Origin of the sequence: Rhizobium sp. 'Codium 1', assembly GCF_020889605.1 — a bacterium.
In the GTDB taxonomy this organism is placed as follows: Bacteria; Pseudomonadota; Alphaproteobacteria; order Rhizobiales; family Rhizobiaceae; genus Allorhizobium; species Allorhizobium algae.
Map to the genome: position 1 here is coordinate 505,905 of NZ_JAJGPW010000002.1, position 25,822 is coordinate 531,726.

Below are 25,822 nucleotides of genomic sequence, written 5' to 3' on the forward strand. Positions count from 1 at the left end.
TCACCGCCCCCAGCACCACGAATTCCAAAACAAGCGCACCATTGACGAGTGCGGCGACCGTTGGAACGGCCGCAGCAATTGCCACGGCCATTCCGATATGGACGATGCGTCCCTTGCTGCTTACTCCGCAGCCACGCCCATGCGCATGCGCTCCATTTCCTCAAGCGCACGACGATATTCCACCGGCATGACCTTGCGGAACTTCGGACGATACTCCGCCCAGCTGTCGAGGATCTGCTTGGCGCGGTTCGAGTCCGTGTAGTGCAGATGGTTCGAGATCAGCTGGTAGAGGCGCTCCTCGTCGTGGCGGGTCATGTCACCGGACACGTCGACAAGTCCCTTGTGCATGAGGTCGCCGCCATGGTGGTGAAGCTTCTCCAGCATGTCGTCCTCTTCCGGAACCGGCTCGAGTTCGACCATCGCCATGTTGCAGCGTTTGGCGAAATCGCCGCTCTCGTCGAGCACGTAAGCCACGCCGCCCGACATGCCGGCCGCGAAGTTGCGGCCCGTTTCGCCGAGCACGACGACTACGCCACCCGTCATGTATTCGCAGCCGTGGTCACCCACGCCCTCGACAACCGCAATCGCACCCGAATTGCGCACGGCAAAGCGCTCACCGGCCACGCCACGGAAGTAGCACTCGCCGGAGATCGCGCCGTAAAGCACGGTATTGCCGACGATGATCGAGTTTTCCGCGACGATGCGAGCGTTTTCCGGCGGACGCACGACGATGCGGCCACCCGACAGACCCTTGCCGACATAGTCGTTCCCGTCGCCCACGAGATCAAAGGTGATGCCACGCGCCAGGAAGGCGCCAAAGGACTGGCCGGCGGTGCCGTTCAGCGTCACGTGGATCGTGTCGTCCTTCAGGCCCTTGTGGCCGTAGCGCTTGGCAACTTCGCCCGAGAGCATCGCACCGGCAGAGCGGTCGATATTCTTGATGTCGACGTCGAAAACGACGGGCTGCTTGGCGTCCAGCGACGGCATCGCTTTCTCGATCAGCTTGCGGTCGAGAATATCCACGATCGGATGGTTCTGGCGCTCCGTCCAGTAGGTGGCGGACTTCGGTGCATCGACCTTGTGGAAGATCTTCGAGAAATCGAGCCCCTTGGCCTTCCAGTGGGCAAGCATCTCGTCCTTCTCCAGAAGTTCCGAGGCACCGATGATCTCGTCCAGCTTGGTCACACCCAGCGAAGCGAGAATTTCACGCACTTCTTCGGCGACGAAGAAGAAGTAGTTGATGACGTGCTCCGGCGTGCCCTTGAAGCGCTTGCGCAGCACCGGATCCTGGGTCGCGACACCAACGGGACATGTGTTCAGATGGCACTTGCGCATCATGATGCAGCCGGCCGCGATCAGCGGAGCCGTCGCAAAGCCGAACTCGTCGGCGCCCAGAAGGGCACCGATGATGACGTCGCGGCCAGTCTTCAGACCACCATCCACCTGCAGCGCGATGCGCGAACGAAGACCGTTCAGCACCAGCGTCTGCTGTGTCTCGGCAAGGCCGATTTCCCAGGGCGAACCGGCATGTTTCAGCGAGGTGAGCGGCGAGGCACCGGTACCGCCGTCGAAGCCGGAGATGGTGATATGGTCGGCACGCGCTTTGGCGACACCGGCAGCAACCGTGCCGACGCCGACTTCCGAGACCAGCTTGACCGAGACATCCGCCTGAGGGTTGACGTTCTTCAGGTCGTAGATCAGCTGCGCCAGATCTTCGATCGAATAGATGTCGTGATGCGGCGGCGGCGAGATCAGGCCGACGCCCGGCGTCGAGTGGCGGGTCTTGGCGACAGTCGCATCGACCTTGTGGCCGGGCAACTGGCCGCCCTCGCCGGGCTTGGCACCCTGCGCGACCTTGATCTGCAGCATGTCGGCATTGACGAGATATTCCGTCGTCACGCCGAAGCGGCCGGACGCGATCTGCTTGATCGCCGAGCGCTCGGGGTTGGACGAACCGTCCGCCAGCGGCAGGTAACGGTCACTCTCCTCACCGCCTTCGCCGGTGTTCGACTTGCCGCCGATCCGGTTCATGGCAACGGCGAGCGTCGTATGCGCCTCGCGGCTGATCGATCCGAAGGACATGGCCCCTGTCGAGAAGCGCTTGACGATGTCCACGGCAGGCTCGACGTCATCGAGAGCAACCGGCTTGCGACCGAGCGCTTCCGCCGACTTGATGTTGAAGAGCCCACGGATGGTGTTCATCCGCAGATTGCTGTCGTTCACCATCTCGGCGAATTCGCGGTAGCGCTCCTGGCTGTTGCCGCGAACCGCATGCTGCAGCGAGGCAATCGAGTCCGGACTCCAGGCATGGTTTTCACCGCGCATGCGATAGGCATATTCGCCGCCCACATCCAGCGTATTGGCGAGCACCGGGTCCTTGCCGAAGGCGGAACTGTGGCGGGTCACCGTCTCGTCGGCGATTTCGGTCAGGCCGATGCCTTCGATGGTCGTGGCGGTCCCGAAGAAATACTTGTCGACCAGCTCAGATGAGAGGCCGATCGCGTCGAAGATCTGCGCGCCGCAATAGGACTGATAGGTCGAAATACCCATCTTGGACATGACCTTGAGGATGCCCTTGCCCACGGCCTTGATGTAGCGATAGACGACTTCGTCTTCCGAGACTTCCTTGGGGAATTCGCCATGCTTGTGCATGTCGAGCAGCGTGTCGAAGGCCAGATAGGGGTTGATCGCTTCCGCACCATAGCCGGCGAGACAGCAGAAGTGGTGCACTTCGCGCGGCTCACCCGATTCCACAACCAGACCCACCGATGTGCGCAGACCCTTGCGGATCAGGTGGTGATGTACGGCAGCGGTTGCGAGCAGAGCCGGGATCGCGATCCGGTCCGGGCCGATCTGCCGGTCGGAGAGCACGATGATGTTGTAGCCTCCACGGACCGCCGCTTCAGCTCGCTCGCACAGACGATCGAGCATCTCGGGCATGCCTTCGGCGCCGCGTCCCACATCGTAGGTGAAATCGAGCGTCTTGGTGTCGAAGCGGTCTTCCATGTGACCGATGGAGCGGATCTTTTCGAGATCGCCATTGGTCAGGATCGGTTGCCGCACTTCCATGCGCTTGGCGTTGGCCATGCCTTCATGGTCGAGAATGTTCGGACGCGGACCGATGAAGGAGACGAGGCTCATGACGAGCTCTTCGCGGATCGGATCGATCGGCGGGTTCGTCACCTGGGCGAAGTTCTGCTTGAAATAGGTGTAGAGCAGCTTCGACTTCGTCGACATCGCCGAGATCGGCGTGTCGGTGCCCATCGAGCCGATCGCCTCCTGGCCCGTCGTCGCCATGGGCGACATCAGGATCTTGGTGTCTTCCGTGGTGTAACCGAAAGCCTGCTGGCGATCGAGCAGCGACACATCGCGGCGAAGCGCACGCGGCTCCACCGGCTTCAGGTCTTCAAGGATCAGCTGCGTGCGGTCGAGCCATTCGCGGTATGGATGGCTGCCGGCAAGCTGCGACTTCACTTCCTCGTCGGAAATGATGCGGCCTTCCGCCATGTCGATGAGCAGCATCTTGCCCGGCTGCAGGCGCCACTTCTTCACGATCCGCTCTTCCGGAACCGGAAGCGTACCGGCTTCAGACGCCAGAATGACGCGATCGTCGTCGGTCACGAGATAGCGGGCCGGACGCAGGCCGTTGCGATCGAGCGTGGCGCCAATTTGGCGACCGTCGGTAAAGCAGACGGCGGCCGGACCATCCCACGGCTCCATCATCGCGGCATGATATTCGTAGAAGGCCTTGCGCTCCTTCGACATCAGCTGGTTGCCCGACCATGCTTCCGGGATCAGCATCATCACGGCATGTGCGAGCGAATAGCCACCGCGCTGGAGGAATTCGAGCGCGTTGTCGAAGCAGGCCGTGTCCGACTGGCCTTCATAGGAGATCGGCCAGAGCTTGGAGATGTCGTCGCCGAACAGCGGCGAGGACACCGAAGCCTGACGCGCGGCCATCCAGTTGACGTTGCCACGCAGCGTGTTGATTTCGCCGTTATGCGCAACCATGCGGTACGGGTGCGCCAGCTTCCACGAGGGGAAAGTGTTGGTCGAGAAGCGCTGGTGGACGAGGGCCACAGCCGATTCGAACCGCGGGTCGGCAAGATCCTTGTAATAGGCGCCAACCTGATAGGCGAGGAACATGCCCTTGTAGACGATGGTCGAGGACGACAGAGACACCGGATAGAAACCGGTCTCCTGTCCACCATACTGATCGTAGATGCGGTTGGAGATCACCTTGCGAAGCAGGAACAGACGGCGCTCGAACTGGTCCTGCGTTGCGGCATCGCGGCCGGCACCGATGAAGACCTGGATTTGACGCGGTTCAGTCGCCGCGATTTCCGGCGCCTTTGACAGGGAAGAATTGTCGACCGGCACATCACGATAGCCCAGGAGGGTCTGCCCCTCGGACTGACAGACTTCCGCGATCACCTGCTTGAAGTGGGAGATTTGCATCTCGTCCTGCGGAAAGAAGAAGTGTCCGACAGCGTATTCACCCGCCTTCGGCAGGGTGACACCCTGGGCAGCCATTTCTTCGCGGAAGAAGCGGTCTGGGATCTGCACGAGGATACCCGCGCCGTCGCCCATCAGCGGATCGGCCCCGACGGCACCGCGATGGGTGAGGTTTTCCAGGATGAACAACCCGTCCTTGACGATCTGGTGCGACTTCTGCCCCTTCATATGGGCAATGAAGCCGACGCCGCAGGCATCGTGCTCGTTCTTCGGATCGTAGAGACCCTGCTTCGGAGGCAGGCCGGTGCGCGCGATCACCGTGTCGGCGACCGCCTCCGAACGGGCGGACCGCATGACCTCTTCGGATGACGGAACTTTCGTCATGACCTTTACCTCCATAGTAGCCGGACAGGCCGGGCTGATTGGACCCATTTCCAGGCGCCGATGGGCGCCAGCGACAGCCCTGCCATCCTGCACGGATTGCTTGACTACCCCATGACGCCCGAAAACATGCCGCCTTCGAAACTTTAATTAGGTCAACCAGTCTGACCTAATTTCTGATTTTCCTATGACAGAAAGTAAACGCTCATGCAAGAGTTCGCCGGAAAATTAACCGGCACAGGGATGCGAAATTGCCCTCATTGGCGTATCCGCGAAATTTTATTACACACAAGCTGCGACACAGGTCACCTTGTTGCGGACTTGGCTGTCGCCGCCCTCATGATGACCGGGCCGGATTGATAGCGAGCCGGAAATGCCTAAAGTCCTCGCACCCGCCTATGCCCTAGGAATATTGCCATGCACTTCGCTTCAGACAACTGGTCCGGCGCCCATCCGAGGATCGCCGAAAACCTCACTCGCCATGCCGCCGGCTTCGCGTCTGCCTATGGTACCAGCGACCTGGACAAGGCGGTCGAGGAGCGCTTCAGCGCGATATTCGACCGCGAGGTCGCGGTCTTCTTCGTCGCGACCGGCACGGCTGCCAACTCGCTGGCGCTCGCCAGTCTCGCCAAGGCCGGTGGCGTGAGTTTCTGTCACGCCGATGCCCACGTCAACGCGGACGAAGGCGGCGCGCCTGAATTCCTGACCGGTGCCACCCGGCTCTTTCCCGTCGAGGGGCCGGAAGGCAAGATCGACCCGAGGGCCCTGGAGGCCGCAATCGGCCGCTTCGAACCGGCTTCGCCCCATCACGGTCGCGCGATGGCAGTGTCCGTGACCCAGGCGACCGAAGTCGGCACAGTCTATTCCCTCGATGAGCTGGATGCGATTGCAGCGGTGGCCAAGTCGCGCGACCTCCCGCTCCACATGGACGGTGCACGCTTCGCCAACGCCCTTGTTTCCCTGGGCGTGACGCCCGCCGAAATGACCTGGAAGCGCGGCGTCGACATCCTCTCCTTCGGCGGCACCAAGAATGGGTGCTGGTGTGCCGAGGCGATCGTCTTCTTCAATCCGGACCTGGCAGCGGACATGCCATTTATCCGCAAGCGCTCGGCCCAGCTCTTCTCCAAGAGCCGTTTCATTTCCGCTCAGCTCGAAGCCTATCTCGAGAATGATCTCTGGCTCGAACTGGCAGGGCACGCGAATGCCATGTCCGACCGCCTGCGGGCAGGCCTTTCGGGCAAGAACACGGTACGCCTTGCCTGGGATACGACGGCGAACGAGGTTTTTGCCGTCATGGAGAAGTCGTCAGTTGAACGAGCACGCGAAAAAGGGGCGAAATTCCACGAGTGGCAAGCGCCCCAAGGCTGGCTCCCCTTGCCCCGCGAAGACGAAACCCTGGTACGGCTAGTAACAAGCTTTGCAACCACGCAAGATGAAGTTGACCAATTCATAGACGTCGTTTGAGGGAGCCGTTTCTTACAGTTGAAACGCGCACATTTTCCGCAAATAAGCTTGATTTTTCAATCTGGGAACTTCTCGGCATGATGTTTTTGCCAGACCGACGAGGGTCTGAGCAATAGGCAATTCACGATCCGAGGAGACCTTCATGAGCAAGAACACACTTAACGCGACGGCTCTCGCCGCTGCTGTCACCATGGCCATCGGCGGCACCGCACTCCTGTCGGGCCCTGCCATGGCCCAGGAAAAGGAAAAGTGCTTCGGCGTTTCCATGGCAGGAAAGAACGACTGCGCCGCCGGCCCCGGCACCACCTGCGCCGGCACCTCCAAGGTCGACTTCCAGGGCAATGCCTGGACCTACGTCGCCAAGGGCACCTGCACGACCATGGCCCTTCCCGATGGCCGCATGGGCTCGCTCGAAGCTCTCGACCGCGACCTGCCCAAGGCCTGAGCCGATACGGCACCTGCGGCCGCCCGCAGGTGCCGTCCTCTCTTTCTGGAGCGTGAGGAGCCGGTCATGTCCGCGAATGCCGTCACAAAGACCCCTGTTACCGCATCGAATCGCAACGCCCGTGGTGAGACACTGCCCCCACGCGCCGGCGCCGGCTTCAAGCCGCAGCACGCCGATGCCATTCTGGCCGATGAATTCCGTATCGGCTTTCTCGAAGTGCATGCCGAAAACTACATGGGCGCCGGCGGCCATCCGCACCGCATCCTGACGCGCATGCGCGAAGACTTCCCGCTCTCGATCCATGGCGTTGGCCTGTCGATCGGCAGCCCGACCGGCCTCGACCAGGCACATCTCGCGCGGCTGAAAACCGTCATCGACCGCTATCAGCCGAAACAGGTTTCCGAGCATCTCGCCTGGTCGACTCACGAGAGCCATTTCCTCAACGACCTCCTTCCAGTGCCCTATGACGAGGCGACGCTGGCAAGGGTCTGCGATCACATTGACCAGGTCCAGGAAACGCTCGGCCGCCGCATCCTTCTGGAAAACCCGTCCACCTATCTTGGTTTTGAGGCTTCGACGATGAGCGAGACCGACTTCATCCGGTCGATTGCTCGGCGCACCGGCTGCGGCCTGCTGCTCGACATCAACAATGTCCATGTCTCCGCCACCAATCACGGATACGGCGCCCGCGACTATCTCGCTGACTTTCCTCTCCAGTCCGTCGAAGAAATTCATCTTGCCGGCCACGTGGAAGACGTCGATGACTCGGGCCAGCCGCTCCTGATCGACAGCCACGACCGCCCGATCGACGATCTCGTCTGGAAACTGTACGACCACGTCCTCGCCAAACTCGGCCCGCTGCCGACGTTGATCGAATGGGACAATGATGTGCCGGAATGGCCGGTGCTGAAGCGTGAGGCGCAGCGCGCCGACGCGATTCTCGACAGACACGCCCCGGTCGAACTCGGTGTACGCCATGCGTCCTGACCCGGTACACAATGGCGCCTTTGCCCAGGCGCTTCTTGCCCCCGAACAGCCGCCGCCGGATGGCCTGACCAGCCGCGATGGGCACATTCCGACGCGCCGCTTCGCTGTCTACCGCAACAATGTCGTCGTCTCACTGGTCGATGCCATGGCCTCGATCTTCCCGACCGTGCAGAACCTCGTCGGCGAAGACTTCTTCCGGGCCATGGCCCGCCTCTACGTGACCGGCCATCCGCCGACCTCGCCTTTGCTCTTCACCTATGGCGATAGCTTCCCGACTTTTCTGGAAACCTTTGCGCCGGCAGCGGACCTGCCGTTCCTCCCTGACGTAGCGCGCGTCGAACGCCTCTGGCTGGACGCCTATCACGCCGCAGATACCCGACCGCTCGATCCTGCCGCCCTCGCCCAGGTGCGTAAGGACGAACTGGCCGGCATTCGTTTAAGCCCGCATCCGGCGACCCGCCTCGCGCAGTTCAGCCATGCCGCCGGCACAATTGTCCGGCGCGACCGGGCAACGCTGCCGCTCGACGGCGTCAATCCCATGGCATCCGAAACGGTCTTGCTCACACGGCCCGACTGCGATCCTGCGATCGAAGTCCTGCCAGCCGGAGGAGCCGCGTTCTTTCAGGCTCTTCTGAGCGGCGCTCCACTGGGTGAAGCCTGTTTCGCCGCGCAACACTTGCAAGGCGACAATCCCGCTCTCATCGGCCTGGCCCTGTCGAGCGGCGCCTTCTCCTCGATACACCTGCCCAACGACACAATACAGGAAGGCGACCGACCATGACATCCGTCACATCCCTCATCGAGTTCTATCGCCGCACGGTTCGCGGGCTGGAAACGGCACTCGACGGCTGGCTTCTGGGCCTCCTTGCCCGCCTGGTCTTCCTCGCGGTTCTCGTACCCTACTACCTCAATTCCGCACTGACGAAATTCAGCGGCCCCTTCTCGATCGCTGACGGCGCCTACTACCAGATTGCCCTGCCCGCCGTGGATGCGGCAGGCGGCGACATCTCCGCCGTCTCCTTCTTCCCCTGGGGCCTGATGGTTTTTCTCGGCTCCTATGGAGAAATCCTCTTGCCGCTCCTCATCGTCGCCGGCCTCTTTACCCGTATCGCCGCCCTCGGCATGATCGGCTTCGTTGTTGTCCAAACGCTGACCGACATCCTTGTCCACAATGTCGATGCCACAACGATCGGCGCGCTTTTCGACCGCTTCCCCGACAGCGTCATCCTCGACCAGCGCCTGCTCTGGACCTTCCCGCTCGCCTATCTCGCGGTGAAGGGTGCCGGCCTGCTCTCGCTCGACAAGCTGCTCAGCACGCTCTGGACACGCAGAACCGGGACCCAACAAAAAAGCGGCCGGCTTTCGCCGACCGCCTGACAGGATGATGCTTGGCGCTCGCGCCTGCGCTTAGTTCACATGCGCCTCGATCGCCTTCGGTGCCGCGCCCACGGGCTCGGCGGCAATCGAGATGCGGCGCGGCTTCATGGCTTCCGGAATGTTGCGCAGGAGGTCGATATGCAACAGCCCGTTCTTCAGCGAAGCGGCGGTGACTTCCACATGGTCGGCGAGCTGGAAGCGGCGCTCGAAGGCGCGCTTTGCGATGCCACGATAGAGGAACTCGCTCTGCTCGACCTTCTCATCCTCGGCCTTCTCCCCCTTGACGGTCAGCACATGGGCATGCGCCTCGATCGAAAGCTCGCTTTCATCGAAGCCGGCAACGGCCATGGTGATGCGGTAGAGGTTCTCGCCGGTGCGTTCGATATTGTAGGGCGGATAGCTCTGCGCCTGTTCCGGCTGGCCGAGACTGTCCAGCATGGTGAACAGGCGGTCAAAACCGACGGTGGAACGGTAAAGCGGGGAAAAATCGACGTGACGCATGATGTCCTCCTTGAAGCGACGTTGGCGTTCTCAAACCCGCGCGCATCCCGTTGGGGCGATGGCGGCGGCGGTTCGCGGACCCGTTTGGCGTCCGCAATCCCGATGTGGGAAATGCTTGTCCCGAATTCAAGATCGCAGCGCTCGCAGGAGGTCTGCGCCGATGAACTGTCGGTGAACGCACGGTTCAAGCCGCATTCAACCGCCCCCGCATAGTGTCTTCCCATCGGTTGTCTCGACCGTCCGGGCCGGAGATATCGTCCCTTCCTCTTCGACCGGATTTGGCCGGAACCGCATCCTCCGTATGCGGTTCCGGCTTTTTTCTTTGACTTCGGCTTGGGCTGCAGCCTATCCCGGAGAAACGATAAGCGCTTCAACCGACAGGCAGTTGCAGGCATGGACGCCATTCTTCACGCTACCCCCGGCAACCCCATTCCTGGCACGCCAGTGGTTGGCTTCTTCGAAGGATATCGCGGTGCGCGGCTCCGCTATGCTGTATTCCGGTCGTCCGCGCCGAAACCAAAAGGCACGATTGTCCTGCTTCATGGGCGCAACGAGACGATCGAGAAGTATTTCGAGACGATCCGGGATCTGAACGAGCACGGCTTCTGGGTGGCGACCTATGATTTCCGTGGCCAGGGCGGCTCCGGGCGCCTGCTGAAGGATCCGCGCAAGGGCCATGTCGGCCGCTTCGACCACTATATCCGTGATCTCGAGATCTTTCTTGAGCAGATCGTCCTGCCGGACACACGCCTGCCCTTCTTCATGCTTGCCCACTCGACCGGCGGCCTGATTGCCTTGAAGGCAGCGCCCCGGCTTTCCAACCGCATCGAGCGGATGGTTCTGACAGCGCCCTTCGTCGGCCTGGGTGGCCAGAAGACCTCACCGGAAAACATCCGCAGGATCGCAGCGCTCGCCGCCTTCACCGGCTTCGGCCAGATAACCCTGAACAAGGATGAAGCGCTGAAACGTTTCGAAGGCAACCCGCTGACGACGGATGCCCTGCGTTTCGCCCGAAACCAACGCCTGTTCGTCGACCATCCGGAACTGGCGCTTGGGCCACCGACGGCACGCTGGCTTTATGAGAGCCAGAAGGCGATCGATGACGTGCGGCGTCCCGGCCATCTCGCCTCGATCACGGTTCCGACCGTCGTCATCGCACCCGGCAACGACCCGATCGTACCTTTCCATTTTCAGGAATCGCTGGCGCAATATTTCCGCGCCGGACAGCTTGTCCCGGTGCCTGGCGCGCGCCACGAGATCCTGCAGGAGCAGGACCGCTATCGCAAACAGGCCTTGGCGGCCATCTTCGCCTTCATGCCGGGCGGCGAGCCGGACGAGACAGATCCAATCGGGCAGCTTACCGATTCAGCACTGGAGACTTGAGCCACCGACCGAACGCTGGCTCAGCGACGCTTCAACATGTCCATCGCCTGCGCATGCACGGTCTTTGAGCCGGCCGCAATGATCGAGCCGCCTGCTTCAGGCCGTCCGCCATCCCAGGTGGTGATGATCCCGCCCGCCTGCTCGATGATCGGGATCAGCGCGCCGACATCATAGGGTTTCAGCACCGTCTCGATCACGAGATCGACATGGCCGGCCGCCAGCAGGCAATAGGCGTAGCAATCGACGCCGTAGCGGAAGAGCTTGACCTTGTCCTGGACGGCCTGGAAACGCTCGACCTCCCAATCCTTGAAGAGATGCGGCGAAGTGGTGAAGAGGATCGCGTTTTCGAGGCTGCCGCAGTCGCGCACCGCATTCTGCCGCTCGCCATCAGGACCGAAATACCAGGACCGCTCGCCATCGGCATAGTAGCGCTCGCCTGTGAATGGCTGCTCCATCAGCCCCATGACCGACTTGCCATGTTCCTGAAAGCCGATCAGCGTGCCCCAGACGGGCACGCCGGAGATGAAGGCGCGCGTCCCGTCGATTGGATCGATGACCCAGAGCTGATCGCTATCCATACGGATATTCTCGTGCTCCTCGCCGAGAATGCCGTGGGTGGGAAACTCGGTCTCGACCAGCTGGCGAATTGCGATTTCGGCAGCCTGATCTCCCTCGGTGACGGGATCGAATCCGGCCTTCTCCTTGTTGACGACAGAGAGGCCCGAACGAAAGCGCGGAAGGGTCTCTGCCTTGGCGGCATCGGCAAGGCGGAAGAAGAAATCTCTGTCAGGGCGCATGAAAAATTCCGTCGTCTGGAGGGTATGTCCCTCTTAAAGCCAGTTGCCTGGAAAGAAAACAACCGACTGGATGAATGCACCCTGCCTGCGCCTGCGATCACGAGCCGAGGGCCAAATTGCGTAAATTTTGGCCTTGCTCAAAAAAGCACCATAATCGGACTTGACAATGGTGCACCGCAACATCTAACCTCTCAATTACAGTCTTCTGACTGTAAATACCCTCCTTGGGTGTTTCCTCCCTAGACTTAGCCGCGCCACGAGCGCGGTTTTTTTTGCCCACCGCAACGCGACAGGTTCCCAAAACAGTTCGATTGGAAAGCCTCACTCGGCCGCGAGCGCCTGGTCGATGGCGTAATCCGCCACGAATCCTGCCATCTGCTGCATGAACACGGCGATCGAACCCGCAAGGGCGTCGAAATCGGCCCGCTTCTCCAGCCTCGCCTCGTCGATATAGATCGAGCGATTGACCTCGATCTGCAGGGCGTGCAGCCCGCGGGCCGGACGACCATAATGTTCGGTGATGAAGCCGCCCGCATAAGGCTTGTTGCGAACGGCCGTATAGCCGAGCTCTTCGAGGAACTGCAGCGCCGCCTGCGAAAGGTCCGCCGATGCACTGGTACCATACCGATCACCGACGATGAAATCGGGCTTCAGCCCGCTACCGGCCACCCTGATATTGCCGGGCATGGAATGGCAGTCGATCAGAACGCCGAAACCGAACATCGCATGCGTCCGGGCGATCAGTCTGCGGAGGCAGGCGTGATACGGCTTGTAGCAGCTCTCGATCCTGTCCATGGCGACGGACAGCGGCATCCGCCGCTCGTAGATCTCCATGTTTTCAGCGACGATGCGAGGGATCGTGCCAAGCCCTCCAGCGACGCGTGCCGAATTGCTGTTGGCAAAGGGCGGCAGCGGATCGGAAAACATCCGGGGATCGAGCTCATAGGGCTCTCTGTTGACGTCGACATAGGCGCGCGGGAAATGCGCAACGAGCAGCGGCGCGCCCAGCCCGGGTGCCGCCGAGAACAGCTCATCGACGAAATGGTCTTCCGACCGGCGAATCGAGACATCATCGAGTCGCGACTCATCCAGAAAGGATGACGGGTATCGGCGGCCGCTATGCGGGGAGTTGTAGACGAAGGGAATGGTCTGGATCGCGGGCTCTCGAACCTCGAACAGCTCGAATTCGTTGGTCATCCGCTTCCCAGGGCCTCTTCTTTACCAAGTCACAAACTTGTTGTGTTCGCCATGTTGCCAGTCGGCAGGTGCAAAGTCCATACTCCTGGAAATGGCGGAGCAGGCTCACTTTTTCGTTGTTCACCGGTTCTTTACTGAGCCGACCCTAAAGTGAGCGACTGCGAGCTTCCCAATGCAATCGAGTACAGCGGTCCCTAAATGACTCAGAAAATCCTTCTCGCCGAAGACGACAACGACATGCGCCGGTTCCTGGTGAAGGCGCTGGAAAAGGCGGGGTACAAAGTTTCCTCCTTCGACAACGGCGCAAGCGCCTATGACCGCCTTCGGGAAGAACCCTTCTCCCTTCTCTTGACCGACATCGTGATGCCGGAAATGGACGGCATCGAACTGGCACGCCGCGCCACCGAGCTCGATCCGGACCTGAAGGTCATGTTCATCACCGGCTTTGCTGCCGTCGCGCTGAACGCCGATTCGAAGGCGCCGAAGGATGCAAAGGTCTTGTCCAAGCCTTTCCACCTCCGCGATCTCGTCGACGAAGTGAACAAACTCCTTGCTGCGTAAGGCCTTGTCGAGAGGTTGAAAAAATCTCTTCACAAAACTGCAAAATGCCTATTGACGGGCGAACAGGTTTTGTGGTCTTAAGCCGCCATCGGATGGGCGTGTAGCTCAGCGGGAGAGCACTACGTTGACATCGTAGGGGTCACAGGTTCAATCCCTGTCACGCCCACCATTCGAATTCTTTCAAGGGCTTGCCGGAAACGGCGAGCCCTTTTGATTTTCCGGTTTCGCCCGAACATCGCTGCACGACATCAATCGATACCCGACAGGAAAGCGGGGATTGATTCGCCCCGAATTCATCCCAGGGCCCTCCATCAGGCCAGTCGCTTTGGGATCCGCTCATGGCAAGGTCAGCAGGCCACCCGCACAGTGACACGCGCCAGGGCTCTGGAACGCGCCAAGACGTCCTCGCGGGTGCAAGGTCCAATCTGAAGCCCGTCAACGCGTCTGCACACTCCGGCAGGCTGACTGCGGCTCTGGTCCCCCTTGAGGAACAGAAACCGCAGATCCCGGTCAGCTTGGCAAATACTCCGTGCTCCAGCTCTCGCTGACCACACCGTCAGCCAGCAGCCTCTCGATTTCGTCGGTCGTATAGCCGAGCTCTTCAAGAACCGTCACGGTGGAGGCGCCGTATTTCTCCGCGGGAGGCGGAGAGACGATCGCGCTGCGGCTTGGTCGGATGGCATAGGGATCGAGTTGTGTGACGACATGACCGCTTGGGTGGTCGGTGTAAGTCGAAAAGGAATAGCTTCCCCGGTCGATGCCGTTGGTTCCGTCGGCCTCCCGTGAATAGCGCGACCTCAGGGCGTCAATATTGTCGCAGATGGCCGCGCCGAAACCTGCCGCATGCAATTTTTGCAGCCAAGCCTGAGAAGTGTCCTTGGCAAAGATGCTGGAGAGAAACGCATCGCGCTCGTCTTTCGGCAGACTGGCAATGCCCTTGAAGTCCTCCAGACCATCCAGACTTGGCACATCATGCTCGTTCGAGCTGAAGAGGAGATAGTCGCCGGACGCCGTGTAATAGAAGCGCGTCAGCGCATCGTATCCCGGGACATACCGGCCGGAGGGTTCGTTGAAGAGGCCTCGGTCGCGATAGTCGTAGCAGAAGGGGATCTGCAGCAAGCCGCTATTGGCGGAGAGCGAGGTTCGCCCACGGCCAATCCGACTGGTCTTGAGCTTCTGGTAAAGAGCGGCCGCCACGGCGAGAGCACCGCCGAAGCCACACATGACGTCGATGGTGCCGACATGCGCATGCTCTTCTGGCTCGTGCATCGACCCGCCGAAACGCAGCATGATACCGGTTGCCGCCTGCACGAGATCGTCATAGCCGACATAGTCGGTCCGAGGGCCGCGGCTGACCCCGCTGAAGCAGTCGAGTTTGCAGAAGATGGCGTCAGGATTGATCTTCGCCAGCGCATCGGCATCGAGCCCCATCTGACGGACCTGGTTGTCCGGCGCATTCCAGACAATGACATCGACCGACTTCACCAATGCCTCGAACGCCTTGCGCCCCTCGGCGGATTTGATGTCGATGAGTGCCGATCGCTTGCCGCGCATGTGCGACATGCCAAAAATGACGGTATTCCAGCAATCGTACAGAGGCGATGCAGGGTCGAGCTTGATCACTTCAGCGCCAAACCGGGCGAGATAATACACGGAATGCGGTCCGGCGATGACATTGCACAGGTCGAGCACGCGAACGCCCTCAAGCCAACCGCTGCGATCATTGGGATCGGTAACCCGTGGCAGTTTGGTCTTCTGCTTCTTGAGGAGGTCCAATGCGCTGGAAAATGGCACCCAGCGCCTTGGCACCGGAGACAGGGCCGCTTCGCCGCTCTCCTCAAGCCAGACGACGGGTCCGGGCTGGATCATGGTTCCATATTCCGGATCCTGAACGTCAATCATCAGACCCGCCGTCTCGGCGTGATCATCATTGATCCATTCCTGCAACCAGCGTTGCGGCGCGCCGGGAAAACCGCCGCGTCCGAAGATCCGCTCCCATTCCTTGGCTGTCCGGGTGAGGAAGACCTGCTTCATTCTCGCGGCAATCTTGTCTGCCCAGAACTTGGGTAGCGGGTAAACACCAAGCGAGACGTCGGATTTCCATTCGGAGGTCGGAAGGTATGTATCCTCCTCTTCCATCAATCCGTCGGCAACCAGTTCCTCGTAGATACCGAGAGCCTGCAGACAGCGTTTTGCATGATGCTTGTGGCTGGGGCAGACAACATAGAACATGCGTCCGTCCTTGCAGAGGTAGCTTCGGTAGAACGGATCAAGAAGCTCCTGCAGTTCCTCATAGGCGAGGTTCATCGGCAGGCCCTCGACCCGCCTGCGGGCGATCTCCTGCTCCCGCTGGGTGATGTAGCGAGCCGGCAAGCCATCGATCTGGATCGAGTTGTAGCAAAGCCCTTCCATGACGGCGCTGGCGAGCGGCACTTCGATGTGGTCGCCAAGGCCGGTACGTTCACGCGCCTGCAGGGCGAGCACAGCGGCGGAAGCCGCAAGCATAGCGCCGTAGGCGGAGGCGAGCGGCAGCGGAGAAAATGATGGATTGACGCCCATCAGCACGCGATTGAGGCCCATATCGGTAAACACACCCGAGCTTGCCGCAATGATGCTCTCATAGGCGCGTAGCTCGCGTCGTTCCTCGTCATTCGATGCAAAGCCCGGAATGGAAAGGGTAATCAGTTCCGGCCGCTCCTGCCTGAGACCAGCGAAGTCTATCTTCAGCGCCTCGAGTTTTCCCGGCCTGAAGTTTTCGATGACGATGTCTGCTTCCGCAATCAGCGCCAGCGCCTGCTCGAGGCCTTCCGCCGACTTCAGATCAATGGTGACGATCAGCTTGTTGCGATTGAGTGTCGCATTGGCCGGGCTCTGCCAAAGAGGACCACCGGGCGGATCGATGTGAACCACCGTCGCTCCAAGGTCGCCAAGGATCATGGCCACGGCCGGGCCAGCGATATACTGGCCAAAGTCTACGACCTTGACACCGTGGAGGGGGAGTTTGTCTCGAGTGTTGACTACCATTGTCATTGTCCTGATTGAGTTCGGGACTTGCCAGCGCGTCACGCGTTTTCGGCAGCGTCCTGAAGAATGAAAGCGGCCGCTTTTTCGGCAATCATCAAAGTCGGTGCATTGGTGTTGCCGCTGGTGATGTTCGGCATGACCCCGGCATCAACGACGCGCAGGCCGGAAATTCCCCGCACCCGCAACCGGCTGTCGACAACTGCCATCGGGTCGTCGTGCCGCCCCATCCTGGTCGTTCCGACAGGATGGAAGATTGTGCTGGCGATATCACCGGCGAGCGTCGCGAGTTCCTCGTCCGTCTGGTACTGGATCCCCGGCTTCCATTCCTCGGGCTTGTATTTCGCCAGCGCCGGCTGCGCGACGATTTTACGGACCTGTCTCAAGCTGTCCGCAGCAATTTTCCGGTCTTCTTCGGTGCTCAGGTAGTTCGGTGCGATGGCCGGCGCATCCGAGAAATCGGCCGAGCGAATGCGCACGCTGCCGACACTTGTCGGATTGAGATTGCAGACGCTCGCGGTGAAGGCAGGAACGGTGTGCAATGGCTCGCCGAAAGCATCCAGACTGAGCGGCTGGACATGATATTCCAGGTTGGCGTGAGGTCGGCGATCATCCGAGCGGGTGAAAGCGCCGAGTTGCGAGGGCGACATGCTCATCGGGCCACTGCGCTTCAGCACATATTCAAGCCCGATCATCGCCTTGCCGAAAACACTGCCCGCCAGCGTATTCAAGGTTTTCGCTTTGCCGACCTTGAAGACCGTGCGGATCTGCAAATGGTCCTGCAGGTTCTCGCCGACGCCCGGCAGCTCATGCGCAACCTCGATGCCATGCTGTTTCAGAAGCCCGGCCGGACCGATACCCGACAATTGCAGGAGCTGCGGCGAGCCGATTGCGCCGGCGGACAGGATGACTTCCCGACGCGCCCGAACTTGCACACTGCGCCCTTGCCGCTGAACCACCACACCCGCGCACCGCTTGCGGCCCGACCCCGACGTTTCAAGGATCAGTCGCTCCACATGGGATTGGGTCCAGACGCTGAGATTGGGGCGCCCCTTCGCCGGGCGCAGGAAGGCCTTCGACGTGTTCCACCGCCAGCCTGAGCGCTGATTGACCTCGAAATAGCCGACGCCCTCATTGTCACCACTGTTGAAATCTTCGGAGCGAGGAATGCCGGCCTCGACTGCAGCCTCGGCGAAGGATTCGAGAATGTCCCACCGCAGGCGCTGCTTTTCGATCCGCCATTCGCCGCCGTGACCGTGCATATCTGAAAAGCGGCTGTTATCGCCGGTTTTCGGGTCCGCGCCGTCATCCAGCCGGAAATGATCCTCATGCGCCTTGAAGTCGGGCAGGCAGTTCTGCCAGGACCAGGCGTCATCGCCGGTGGTGGTCGCCCAGCCGTCGAAATCACGCGCCTGGCCGCGCATATAGATCATGCCATTGATCGAGGAGCAGCCACCAAGCGTCTTGCCGCGCGGATAGCGCAGAGACCGACCATTCAGGCCGGCATCGGGCTCGGTTTTGAAAAGCCAATCGGTACGCGGATTGCCGATGCAATAGAGATAGCCGACCGGGATATGGATCCAGAGATAGTCGTCCTTCCGGCCCGCCTCCAGCAGCAAGACACGGATTGCCGGATCGCGGCTGAGACGATTTGCGATCAGACATCCTGCAGAGCCACCGCCCACGATGACATAATCAAAAACGTCATCCGACTGACGTGAAGCGCCACGGGTCATGGGCTCGCCCTCCGGTCGCGATGCCACACTCTACACGGAGCAAATCTCGCATCATTCCTTGGCATGCCACACTCCCACCCCGCTTGCTCTCAGAATTAACGCAGAAACAAGCCGGGAATCTAATGACAAATAACGCAAGGCATCATAAGCAGAATTAATATGCCACCATCGATCGACTTGAGAACATTGAAGGCATTCGCCGCCGTTGCACGGGAAGGCAACGTGACGCGTGCGGCGGAGCAGCTGCATGTCACCCAGCCGGCTGTCACCCTCCAGTTGAAACGACTTGCCGCGGATACGGGCGTAACGCTGTTCCGGCGGACCTCTTCCGGTCTGGAATTGACCCAGGACGGCGCCCTGCTCGCCGCCAAAGCGGAACAGGTGCTGGCAGCGCTCACGGATTTCGGCCAGACGGCCGGGCATCTGTCGACGCGCGTTCGAGGAAAACTGCGGATCGGCACGATCATCGATCCCGAGTTCACCCGATTGGGAGCCTTCCTGAAAGCGCTTATCGAGCACGGGCCGGGCATTGAAACCACACTGCGCCACGGGATGAGCGGCGAGGTACCAGAGGGTCTGAGGCGAAACGAGCTCGATGCCGGCTTCTATCTCGGCGACCCAAGATACCATGAGCCCTCCTCAGACATCGCGGGAGAGGCGGCCGCCCCCTTGTTCGATTCGCGGGAACTGGCGCAGCTGACCTACCGGGTTGTCGCCCCGCCATCATTCGCAAGCCTCGTGCGTGGCGCAGACTGGAGACAGCTGGCATCGCTCCCCTGGATCGGCACACCGCCAGCTTCCGTTCACAATCGTTTGCTGTCGCGCCTGTTCGCAGATCTGGGCCTGCGACAGAATGTGGTTGCCCATGTGGACCAGGAAACATCAATGCTTGCCATGGTGCGGACGGGGGTGGGACTCAGTCTCTGTCGCGAGTCCATCGCCCTTCACGAACAGCAGTCGAACGGTCTCATCATCGCGGAAAACGTCAAGATCCCTACTAAGCTGAGCTTTCTCTCCTTGAGGGCGCGCTCCGCAGATCCAACGATACTGGCCGCGATGGAGGCAATCAGGCGCGTTTGGGGCTGATTGCAGCAACAGGGACCGGCGTCTCCATGACGGCGCAGGAAGAGCAGAGAAAGTGTTGTTGCGCTCGCAGGCCGCTCTCGAAAGAACTCACGGTCGACTGGCCGGCCAAACTGGCATCTCTTCTGCAACTCACCCCTTCAAAACCGCCACATCCTCCCCCGCATAGACCACGACATAGCCCCCATCAGCCTTCAGCGTCCGCGCCCTCTCCTCAAGCAAGTCGATATAAGGCGCCTCTCGCCACATCGCGCCCGCCGCCGGCTCCACCAGCACCGTCAGTTGCGCCCCTTGCGCATACAGCATCATCCGGCTCACGCGCGGCTCCCATTCCGGCCCGAGCGTCGGATCGATGCGCCAGAGGCAGTAGAAATCGCGACAGGTCGCGGGGCGCGCGGCATAGGCATCACAGCCGCCACCGGGCAGGCAATGGCGGCAGGGCTGGTTCGCCGGTTTGTCGAATTCTGCGATGTCGGGAAGGATGCAGCAGAGCGAACAGCTGCCACATTCGCGGCCTGGCACCAGCGCCAGGCCCTGTCCTTCCCCCGGGAGATCCATGTCAGGTCGCCGGGCCGATGCTGACCGCGATCGGCGAAAGCCCTTCGACGGCACCGGCGAGCCGGTCGCCCGGCTGGAGTGCACCGACACCCGACGGTGTGCCGGTGAAGATCAAGTCACCAGGCGTCAGATGATAGTAGCGCGAAAGATGACTGACGATTTCAGGCACTGACCAGATCATGTCGGAGAGCTGTCCCTCCTGGCGCAGTCGATCATTGACGAGAAGCGAGATCCGCTGCGCTCCAGGCTCAAATTCCGCAGCCGGCGTGATCGCGCCGATGACAGCCGAGTCTTCGAAGGCCTTGGCGATATCCCAGGGCCGCTGCTTGTCCTTCATCACCTGCTGCAGGTCACGCCGCGTCATGTCGAGCCCCACCGCATAGCCGAACACGGCCGTCATGGATTCGTCGGTGGAGATCCGGAAGGCGGGTGCGCCGATCGCGATCACAAGCTCGATCTCGTGGTGATAGTCCTCCGTTCCCGGCGGATAGGCGATTGTGCCGCCTTCGAGAACGAGCCCTGTCGGCGGCTTGGTGAAATAGAAAGGGGCGACACGATCAACCGTGTTGCCGAGCTCTGCGGCATGCGCCGCGTAATTGCGTCCCACACAGAAGATGCGGTGGATCGGAAAGCCGTCCTCCACCCCGAGGATCGGAACGAGTGGCGCGGATGGAACGGTGAACAGGGGACGGGAAGCGGGCAAGACACACTCTCTTCGGATGGGAACAAGGATGGCCGCAATAAAGGACCGCGACGCGGCCATCATACCCACCTGCAACGACTTGTGCATCAGCCGTGATCAGCAAAGACAATCTTGCGACAGGCTTGGAACATCGGCACAAACATGTAACAAATCTGCCGCGACCGCGTTGCATAATGCGTAAGCAGATCCGTCGAACAGAGCGAGAAGCGAAGACCTCTCGCTCCGGCAAGACATCGAAAGGCAAGAAAAAATGAGCATCAAGATCGTGCCGGTCATCATGGCCGGCGGCAAGGGAACCCGTCTCTGGCCATTGTCGCGCGCAGCCGCCGCCAAGCAGTTCATCCGTTTCCTCGGCGACGAGACCTTGCTGCAGAAGACCTTGGCCCGCGTCTCCGACGAAGCGATCTATGACGCGCCGATCGTCGTCACCAACGAGGACTTCCGCTTCCTGGTGGCCGAACAGGCGCGTGAACTCGGCGTCAAGCTCGACGGCATCATCCTGGAGCCGGAGGCGCGCAACACGGCAGCTGCCGTCGCTGCTGCCGCCGTCATCGTCAGCCAGCGCCATGGCAGCGACACCCTCATCCAGATCCTGCCCTCCGACCATGAGATCACCGTCGACGACACCTATCGTGTCTGCGTTCAAAGGGCCGCATCCGCCGCCCGAAACGGCAAGATCGTCACCTTCGGCATCACGCCAACCGAACCTGCGACCGGTTACGGTTACATCGAGATCGGCGCGGACGTCGGCAACGGCGTTCACACGGTCTCGCGTTTCGTCGAAAAGCCCAATGCGGAAGTCGCCGAGGAAATGCTGGCCAGCGGCAATTATGCCTGGAACTCCGGCATGTTTGTCTTTTCCGCCGGCCAGATGATCGCAGAGCTGCAGGAACTGGCGCCGGAAGTCCTGGCTGCCGTCGAGAAATCGGTCGAGAACGCCAAGGGCGACCTCGACTTCACCCGCCTCGACGGGGAAAGCTTTGCTGAAAGCCCCAGCATCTCCATCGACTATGCGATCATGGAAAAGACCCCGAACGCCGCTGTCGTGCCCTCGCCGATCACCTGGTCGGACCTCGGCAGCTGGGACGCGATCTGGAAGCTCGCCGAAGGCGATGAGAACGGAAATGTGGTGAACGGCAACGCCACCGTCTCCGACACCACAAATTCGCTCGTCATGTCGCGCAACGCCCATCTCGCTGTCCAGGGCATGGACGGTGTTGCCGTCATCGCCTCCGAAGATGCCGTCTATGTCGGCCGCCTCGATCGGGCCCAGGAGGTCGGCAATCTCGTCAAGATGCTCGCCGCAAATGAGAAGACGGCGCACCTGACCGAGAACCACCCGACAGCGCTGCGTCCCTGGGGTGGCTACACCTCGATCCTCAACGGCGACCGTTTCCAGGTGAAGCGCCTCTTCGTCCATCCGGAAAAGAAGCTCTCGCTGCAAAAGCATCACCACCGCGCAGAACACTGGGTCTGCGTGCGCGGCACGGCGGAAGTGACGATCGACGACAAGGTCACCGTCCTGCACGAGAACCAGTCGATCTATATTCCGCAGGGCTCCGTGCACCGCCTTGCCAACCCCGGCAAGATCCGGCTCGAGGTGATTGAGGTGCAGACTGGCTCCTATCTCGGCGAGGATGACATCATCCGTCTGGTCGATGAATTCGGCCGCAGCTGACATCGGATTATACACCGCATCATGGCGGCCCGGCGGCTTCGACCGTCCGGGCCGCTTGCTTTATGGCGCTGCATTGCACAAGATCGATGCAAGCCGGAAAAAGCGGCAGGGCGAACAGCGAAGTGGTACCGTATGTCAATCAAGGCAAGCATCTATCATCTCACCCACTACACCTATGACAACCCGGTCCAGCTCGGACCGCAGATCATCCGGCTGAAGCCTGCCGCCCATTCCCGCACCAAGGTTCTCTCGCATTCCTTGAAGGTCACGCCGGAGAACCACTTCGTCAACCTGCAGCAGGACCCCTACGGCAACTATCTCGCCCGCTTCGTCTTCCCGGACCCGGTCACCGAGTTCAAGATCGAAGTCGATCTGGTCGCCGACATGACGGTCTACAATCCCTTCGACTTCTTCACCGAGGAAATCGCGGTCAAATGGCCCTTCGACTACCCCGAAGACCTGCGCGACGACCTGAAGATCTACATGACGCCGGAACCTTCGTCTCCAGCGCTGGATGTCTTCATGTCCACCGTCGACACGACGCCCGGCCAGGGCACGATCGACATGGTGGTGGGGCTGAACGCCCGACTGCAGCACGACGTGGGCTATGTGATCCGCATGGAGCCAGGCGTCCAGACGCCCGAGGAAACGCTCACCTCGGCGCGCGGCTCCTGCCGCGATTCAAGCTGGCTGCTCGTCCAGATCCTGCGCCGTCTCGGTTTTGCCGCCCGCTTCGTCTCCGGCTACCTCATCCAGCTCGCACCTGATCTGAAGGCGCTCGACGGGCCATCCGGCACCGAGGTCGACTTCACCGACCTGCATGCCTGGGCGGAAGTTTACATCCCCGGCGCCGGCTGGATCGGCCTCGATCCGACCTCTGGCCTTTTGACGGGGGAAAGCCACATTCCGCTGGCTGCGACCCCGCATTTCAAGAACGCAGCACCGATCTCCGGCGGCTATGTCGGCCAGGCCAATACAGAATTCGCCTTCGACATGCAGGTGAAACGCGTCGCCGAACATCCGCGCATCACCAAGCCATTCTCCGACGACAGCTGGGACGCCCTGAACGCGCTCGGCCTCAAGGTCGACGGTGACCTGAAGGCACATGATGTGCGCCTCACCATGGGCGGCGAGCCGACATTCGTATCGATCGACGACTTCCAGTCCGCCGAATGGAACACCGATGCCGTCGGTCCGACCAAGCGCGACCTCGCCGACCAGCTCATCCGCCGGCTGCGCGAAAAATTCGCCCCCGGCGGCTTCCTGCATTATGGTCAGGGCAAATGGTATCCGGGCGAAAGCCTGCCGCGCTGGACCTTCTCGCTCTACTGGCGGAAGGACGGCAAGCCGATCTGGCATGATCCGGCGCTGATTGCCGCCGAAGAGAAGGATACGGGCGTCACCCACGAACAGGCACAAGCCCTGATGGCGGGGATCGCAGCGGAGCTCGAGATCGAAACCGAGATGATCATCCCGGCCTTCGAGGATCCGGCCGAATGGATCATCAAGGAGGGCAGCCTGCCCGAGAATGTCGATCCCTCGAATTCCAAGCTCGAAAGCCCGGAAGAGCGCGCCCGCATCGCCAAGGTCTTCGAGCGCGGCCTGACGACCCCGACCGGCTACATCCTGCCGGTCCAGGCCTGGAATGCCAAGGCTGCTGGCCGACGCTGGGTCAGCGAGAAATGGCGCACGCGCCGCGGCAAGATCTTCCTCATCCCGGGAGACAGCCCGATCGGCTTTCGAATGCCGCTCGGGACGCTGCCCTATGTGCCGCCCTCGGAATATCCGTACATCCACACCACCGATCCCTCGGTCCTGCGCACGCCCCTGCCGGATTTCGCCCCGCGGGATTTCGGCCCGGTTGTGCGCGAAGGGCGCGCCATGCCGGAAATCTCCCGCAGGACCGGCGAGCCCCAGCAGGACCGCAACGAACAGACCATCGCCGGATCGGTCGAGGACATCAGAGGGGCAGTGCGCACCGCGATGAGCGTCGAGGCTCGCGATGGGCGCCTCTGCGTGTTCATGCCACCCGTCGAAGAAGTCGAGGACTATCTCGAATTGGTGGCAGCAGCCGAAACGGCTGCCCGCGGTCTTGGCCTGCCCGTTCACATCGAAGGTTACGCCCCCCCGCAGGACGAGCGCATCAATGTCATCCGCGTGGCACCCGACCCGGGTGTCATCGAGGTGAACATTCACCCGGCCGAAAGCTGGCAGGACTGTGTGGCGACGACCAACACGATCTACGAGGAGGCGCGCCAGACCCGCCTCGGCGCCGACAAGTTCATGATCGACGGCCGCCACACCGGTACGGGCGGTGGCAACCATGTCGTGGTCGGCGGCGCCAATCCCGCAGACAGCCCCTTCCTGCGCCGTCCCGACCTGCTCAAGAGCCTGATCCTGCACTGGCAGCGTCACCCGGCCTTGTCCTACATGTTTTCCGGCATGTTCATCGGCCCGACCAGCCAGGCGCCGCGCTTCGATGAAGCCCGCCATGACAGCCTCTACGAGCTGGAAATCGCCATGGCCCAGGTGCCGATGCCGGCAAGCGGTGAGGAAGCCCCCCTGCCCTGGCTCGTCGATCGCCTGTTCCGGAACCTCTTGATCGATGTCACCGGCAATACCCACCGTTCGGAAATCTGCATCGACAAGCTGTTCTCGCCGGATGGCCCGACGGGTCGTCTCGGCCTCGTCGAGTTCCGCGGCTTCGAGATGCCGCCGAATGCGCGCATGTCGCTTGCCCAGCAATTGCTGGTCCGCGCCCTGATCGCCCGCTTTTGGAGAAACCCCATCGGTGGTCGTTTCGTCCGTTGGGGAACGAGCCTGCACGACCGCTTCATGCTGCCGCATTATCTCTGGCTGGACTTCCTCGAAGTCCTGGCGGACCTGCGCGAGAACGGTTTCGACTTCAAGCCGGAATGGTTTGCAGCCCAGCTCGAATTCCGCTTTCCCTTCGTCGGAGAAGTTACCTACGAGGGATCGAAACTCGAGTTGCGCCAGGCGCTGGAACCCTGGCATGTCATGGGCGAGGAAGGCGCGCCCGGCGGCACGGTCCGTTACGTGGACTCGTCTGTCGAACGCCTGCAGGTGCAGCTGGAGACAGCCAACCCCGAACGCTTCGTCGTGGCCTGCAACGGGCGCCAGGTTCCGCTGCCCAAGTCTGACGTGAATGGTGTCGCAGTCGGCGGCGTACGCTACAAGGCCTGGCAGCCGGCCTCCGGCCTGCATCCGGTTCTGCCCGTCAACACACCGCTAACATTCGACATCTATGATACATGGTCTGCCCGGTCGATCGGGGGCTGCGTTTACCACGTCGCCCACCCTGGAGGCCGGACCTATGACACTTTCCCTGTGAATGGGAATGAAGCGGAAGCCCGTCGGCTTGCACGTTTCGAGCCTTGGGGCCATACAGCCGGCTCCTATCCCCTATGGCCCGAAACCGTGTCGCCGGAGTTTCCACACACTTTGGACCTGAGACGACCGCAAGGTATCTGATCT

18 protein-coding genes and 1 tRNA gene are annotated in these 25,822 nt (G+C 61.4%); 11 read left to right on the forward strand and 8 right to left on the reverse strand.

Annotated elements, in window-relative coordinates:
• Window positions 1–120: 120 nt before the first annotated feature.
• Window positions 121–4,809: a glutamate synthase large subunit gene (gltB, locus tag LJE98_RS07605; RefSeq protein WP_306424867.1), complete on the reverse strand. Its 4,689-nt coding sequence runs from the start codon at window positions 4,807–4,809 to the stop codon at window positions 121–123.
• Window positions 4,810–5,253: 444 nt separating this feature from the next.
• On the opposite strand from gltB, the gene LJE98_RS07610 reads away from it, so the two are divergent.
• The 5 genes from LJE98_RS07610 (at window position 5,254) to LJE98_RS07630 (ending at window position 9,109) form a co-directional block, all read left to right on the forward strand.
• Complete coding sequence (locus tag LJE98_RS07610; protein ID WP_229574559.1) at window positions 5,254–6,300, forward strand: threonine aldolase family protein; 1,047 nt, start codon at window positions 5,254–5,256, stop codon at window positions 6,298–6,300.
• A gap of 142 nt (window positions 6,301–6,442) precedes the next feature.
• Entirely contained in the window at window positions 6,443–6,745 is a 303-nt protein-coding gene (locus LJE98_RS07615; RefSeq protein WP_229574560.1) for a DUF2282 domain-containing protein, read from the forward strand.
• A 66-nt stretch (window positions 6,746–6,811) separates the two neighbouring features.
• Entirely contained in the window at window positions 6,812–7,732 is a 921-nt protein-coding gene (locus LJE98_RS07620; protein ID WP_229574561.1) for a DUF692 domain-containing protein, read from the forward strand.
• Entirely contained in the window at window positions 7,722–8,513 is a 792-nt protein-coding gene (locus tag LJE98_RS07625; protein ID WP_229574562.1) for a DNA-binding domain-containing protein, read from the forward strand. The genes LJE98_RS07620 and LJE98_RS07625 overlap by 11 nt, the downstream gene beginning before the upstream one ends.
• A complete protein-coding gene (locus LJE98_RS07630; protein WP_229574563.1) occupies window positions 8,510–9,109 on the forward strand; it encodes a DoxX family protein in 600 nt (199 codons plus the stop codon). Before LJE98_RS07625 ends, LJE98_RS07630 begins: the two co-directional genes overlap by 4 nt.
• A gap of 30 nt (window positions 9,110–9,139) precedes the next feature.
• Here the strand turns inward: LJE98_RS07630 and LJE98_RS07635 are convergent, their stop codons facing one another.
• Window positions 9,140–9,610: an Hsp20 family protein gene (locus LJE98_RS07635; RefSeq protein ID WP_229574564.1), complete on the reverse strand. Its 471-nt coding sequence runs from the start codon at window positions 9,608–9,610 to the stop codon at window positions 9,140–9,142.
• A gap of 393 nt (window positions 9,611–10,003) precedes the next feature.
• Here LJE98_RS07635 and LJE98_RS07640 point away from each other — a divergent pair, with 393 nt between their 5' ends.
• On the forward strand, window positions 10,004–10,993 hold the full coding sequence (locus LJE98_RS07640) for an alpha/beta fold hydrolase (protein WP_229574565.1): 990 nt from the start codon (window positions 10,004–10,006) through the stop codon (window positions 10,991–10,993).
• A gap of 20 nt (window positions 10,994–11,013) precedes the next feature.
• Here LJE98_RS07640 and hisN read toward each other — a convergent pair whose 3' ends face one another.
• Both hisN and LJE98_RS07650 read right to left on the reverse strand, forming a co-directional pair.
• Window positions 11,014–11,790, reverse strand: coding sequence for a histidinol-phosphatase (gene hisN, locus LJE98_RS07645; protein WP_229574566.1), 777 nt, complete (start codon window positions 11,788–11,790; stop codon window positions 11,014–11,016).
• A gap of 321 nt (window positions 11,791–12,111) precedes the next feature.
• Complete coding sequence (locus LJE98_RS07650) at window positions 12,112–12,987, reverse strand: N-formylglutamate amidohydrolase (protein ID WP_229574567.1); 876 nt, start codon at window positions 12,985–12,987, stop codon at window positions 12,112–12,114.
• 198 nt (window positions 12,988–13,185) lie between these two features.
• On the opposite strand from LJE98_RS07650, the gene cpdR1 reads away from it, so the two are divergent.
• Both cpdR1 and LJE98_RS07660 read left to right on the forward strand, forming a co-directional pair.
• Window positions 13,186–13,548 (forward strand): response regulator CpdR1, encoded by a 363-nt coding sequence (gene cpdR1 / locus LJE98_RS07655; RefSeq protein WP_006726917.1) that lies wholly within the window; start codon window positions 13,186–13,188, stop codon window positions 13,546–13,548.
• 94 nt (window positions 13,549–13,642) lie between these two features.
• A tRNA-Val gene (locus tag LJE98_RS07660) sits at window positions 13,643–13,717 on the forward strand.
• A 341-nt stretch (window positions 13,718–14,058) separates the two neighbouring features.
• On the opposite strand, the gene LJE98_RS07665 is transcribed toward LJE98_RS07660, so the two are convergent.
• Both LJE98_RS07665 and LJE98_RS07670 read right to left on the reverse strand, forming a co-directional pair.
• On the reverse strand, window positions 14,059–16,572 hold the full coding sequence (locus tag LJE98_RS07665) for a CoA transferase (protein ID WP_229574568.1): 2,514 nt from the start codon (window positions 16,570–16,572) through the stop codon (window positions 14,059–14,061).
• Window positions 16,573–16,610: 38 nt separating this feature from the next.
• On the reverse strand, window positions 16,611–18,305 hold the full coding sequence (locus tag LJE98_RS07670) for a GMC family oxidoreductase (RefSeq protein ID WP_229574569.1): 1,695 nt from the start codon (window positions 18,303–18,305) through the stop codon (window positions 16,611–16,613).
• 159 nt (window positions 18,306–18,464) lie between these two features.
• On the opposite strand from LJE98_RS07670, the gene LJE98_RS07675 reads away from it, so the two are divergent.
• Window positions 18,465–19,391: a LysR family transcriptional regulator gene (locus LJE98_RS07675; RefSeq protein ID WP_229574570.1), complete on the forward strand. Its 927-nt coding sequence runs from the start codon at window positions 18,465–18,467 to the stop codon at window positions 19,389–19,391.
• Window positions 19,392–19,520: 129 nt separating this feature from the next.
• Here LJE98_RS07675 and LJE98_RS07680 read toward each other — a convergent pair whose 3' ends face one another.
• Window positions 19,521–19,946, reverse strand: coding sequence for a hypothetical protein (locus tag LJE98_RS07680; protein ID WP_229574571.1), 426 nt, complete (start codon window positions 19,944–19,946; stop codon window positions 19,521–19,523).
• 1 nt (window position 19,947) lies between these two features.
• Complete coding sequence (locus LJE98_RS07685; protein WP_229574572.1) at window positions 19,948–20,649, reverse strand: fumarylacetoacetate hydrolase family protein; 702 nt, start codon at window positions 20,647–20,649, stop codon at window positions 19,948–19,950.
• Between the two features lie 250 nt (window positions 20,650–20,899).
• Between LJE98_RS07685 and LJE98_RS07690 the strand changes: the two genes are divergently transcribed.
• Both LJE98_RS07690 and LJE98_RS07695 read left to right on the forward strand, forming a co-directional pair.
• Entirely contained in the window at window positions 20,900–22,327 is a 1,428-nt protein-coding gene (locus tag LJE98_RS07690; protein WP_229574573.1) for a mannose-1-phosphate guanylyltransferase/mannose-6-phosphate isomerase, read from the forward strand.
• A gap of 132 nt (window positions 22,328–22,459) precedes the next feature.
• Window positions 22,460–25,819: a DUF2126 domain-containing protein gene (locus LJE98_RS07695; RefSeq protein ID WP_229574574.1), complete on the forward strand. Its 3,360-nt coding sequence runs from the start codon at window positions 22,460–22,462 to the stop codon at window positions 25,817–25,819.
• Window positions 25,820–25,822 lie beyond the last annotated feature (3 nt).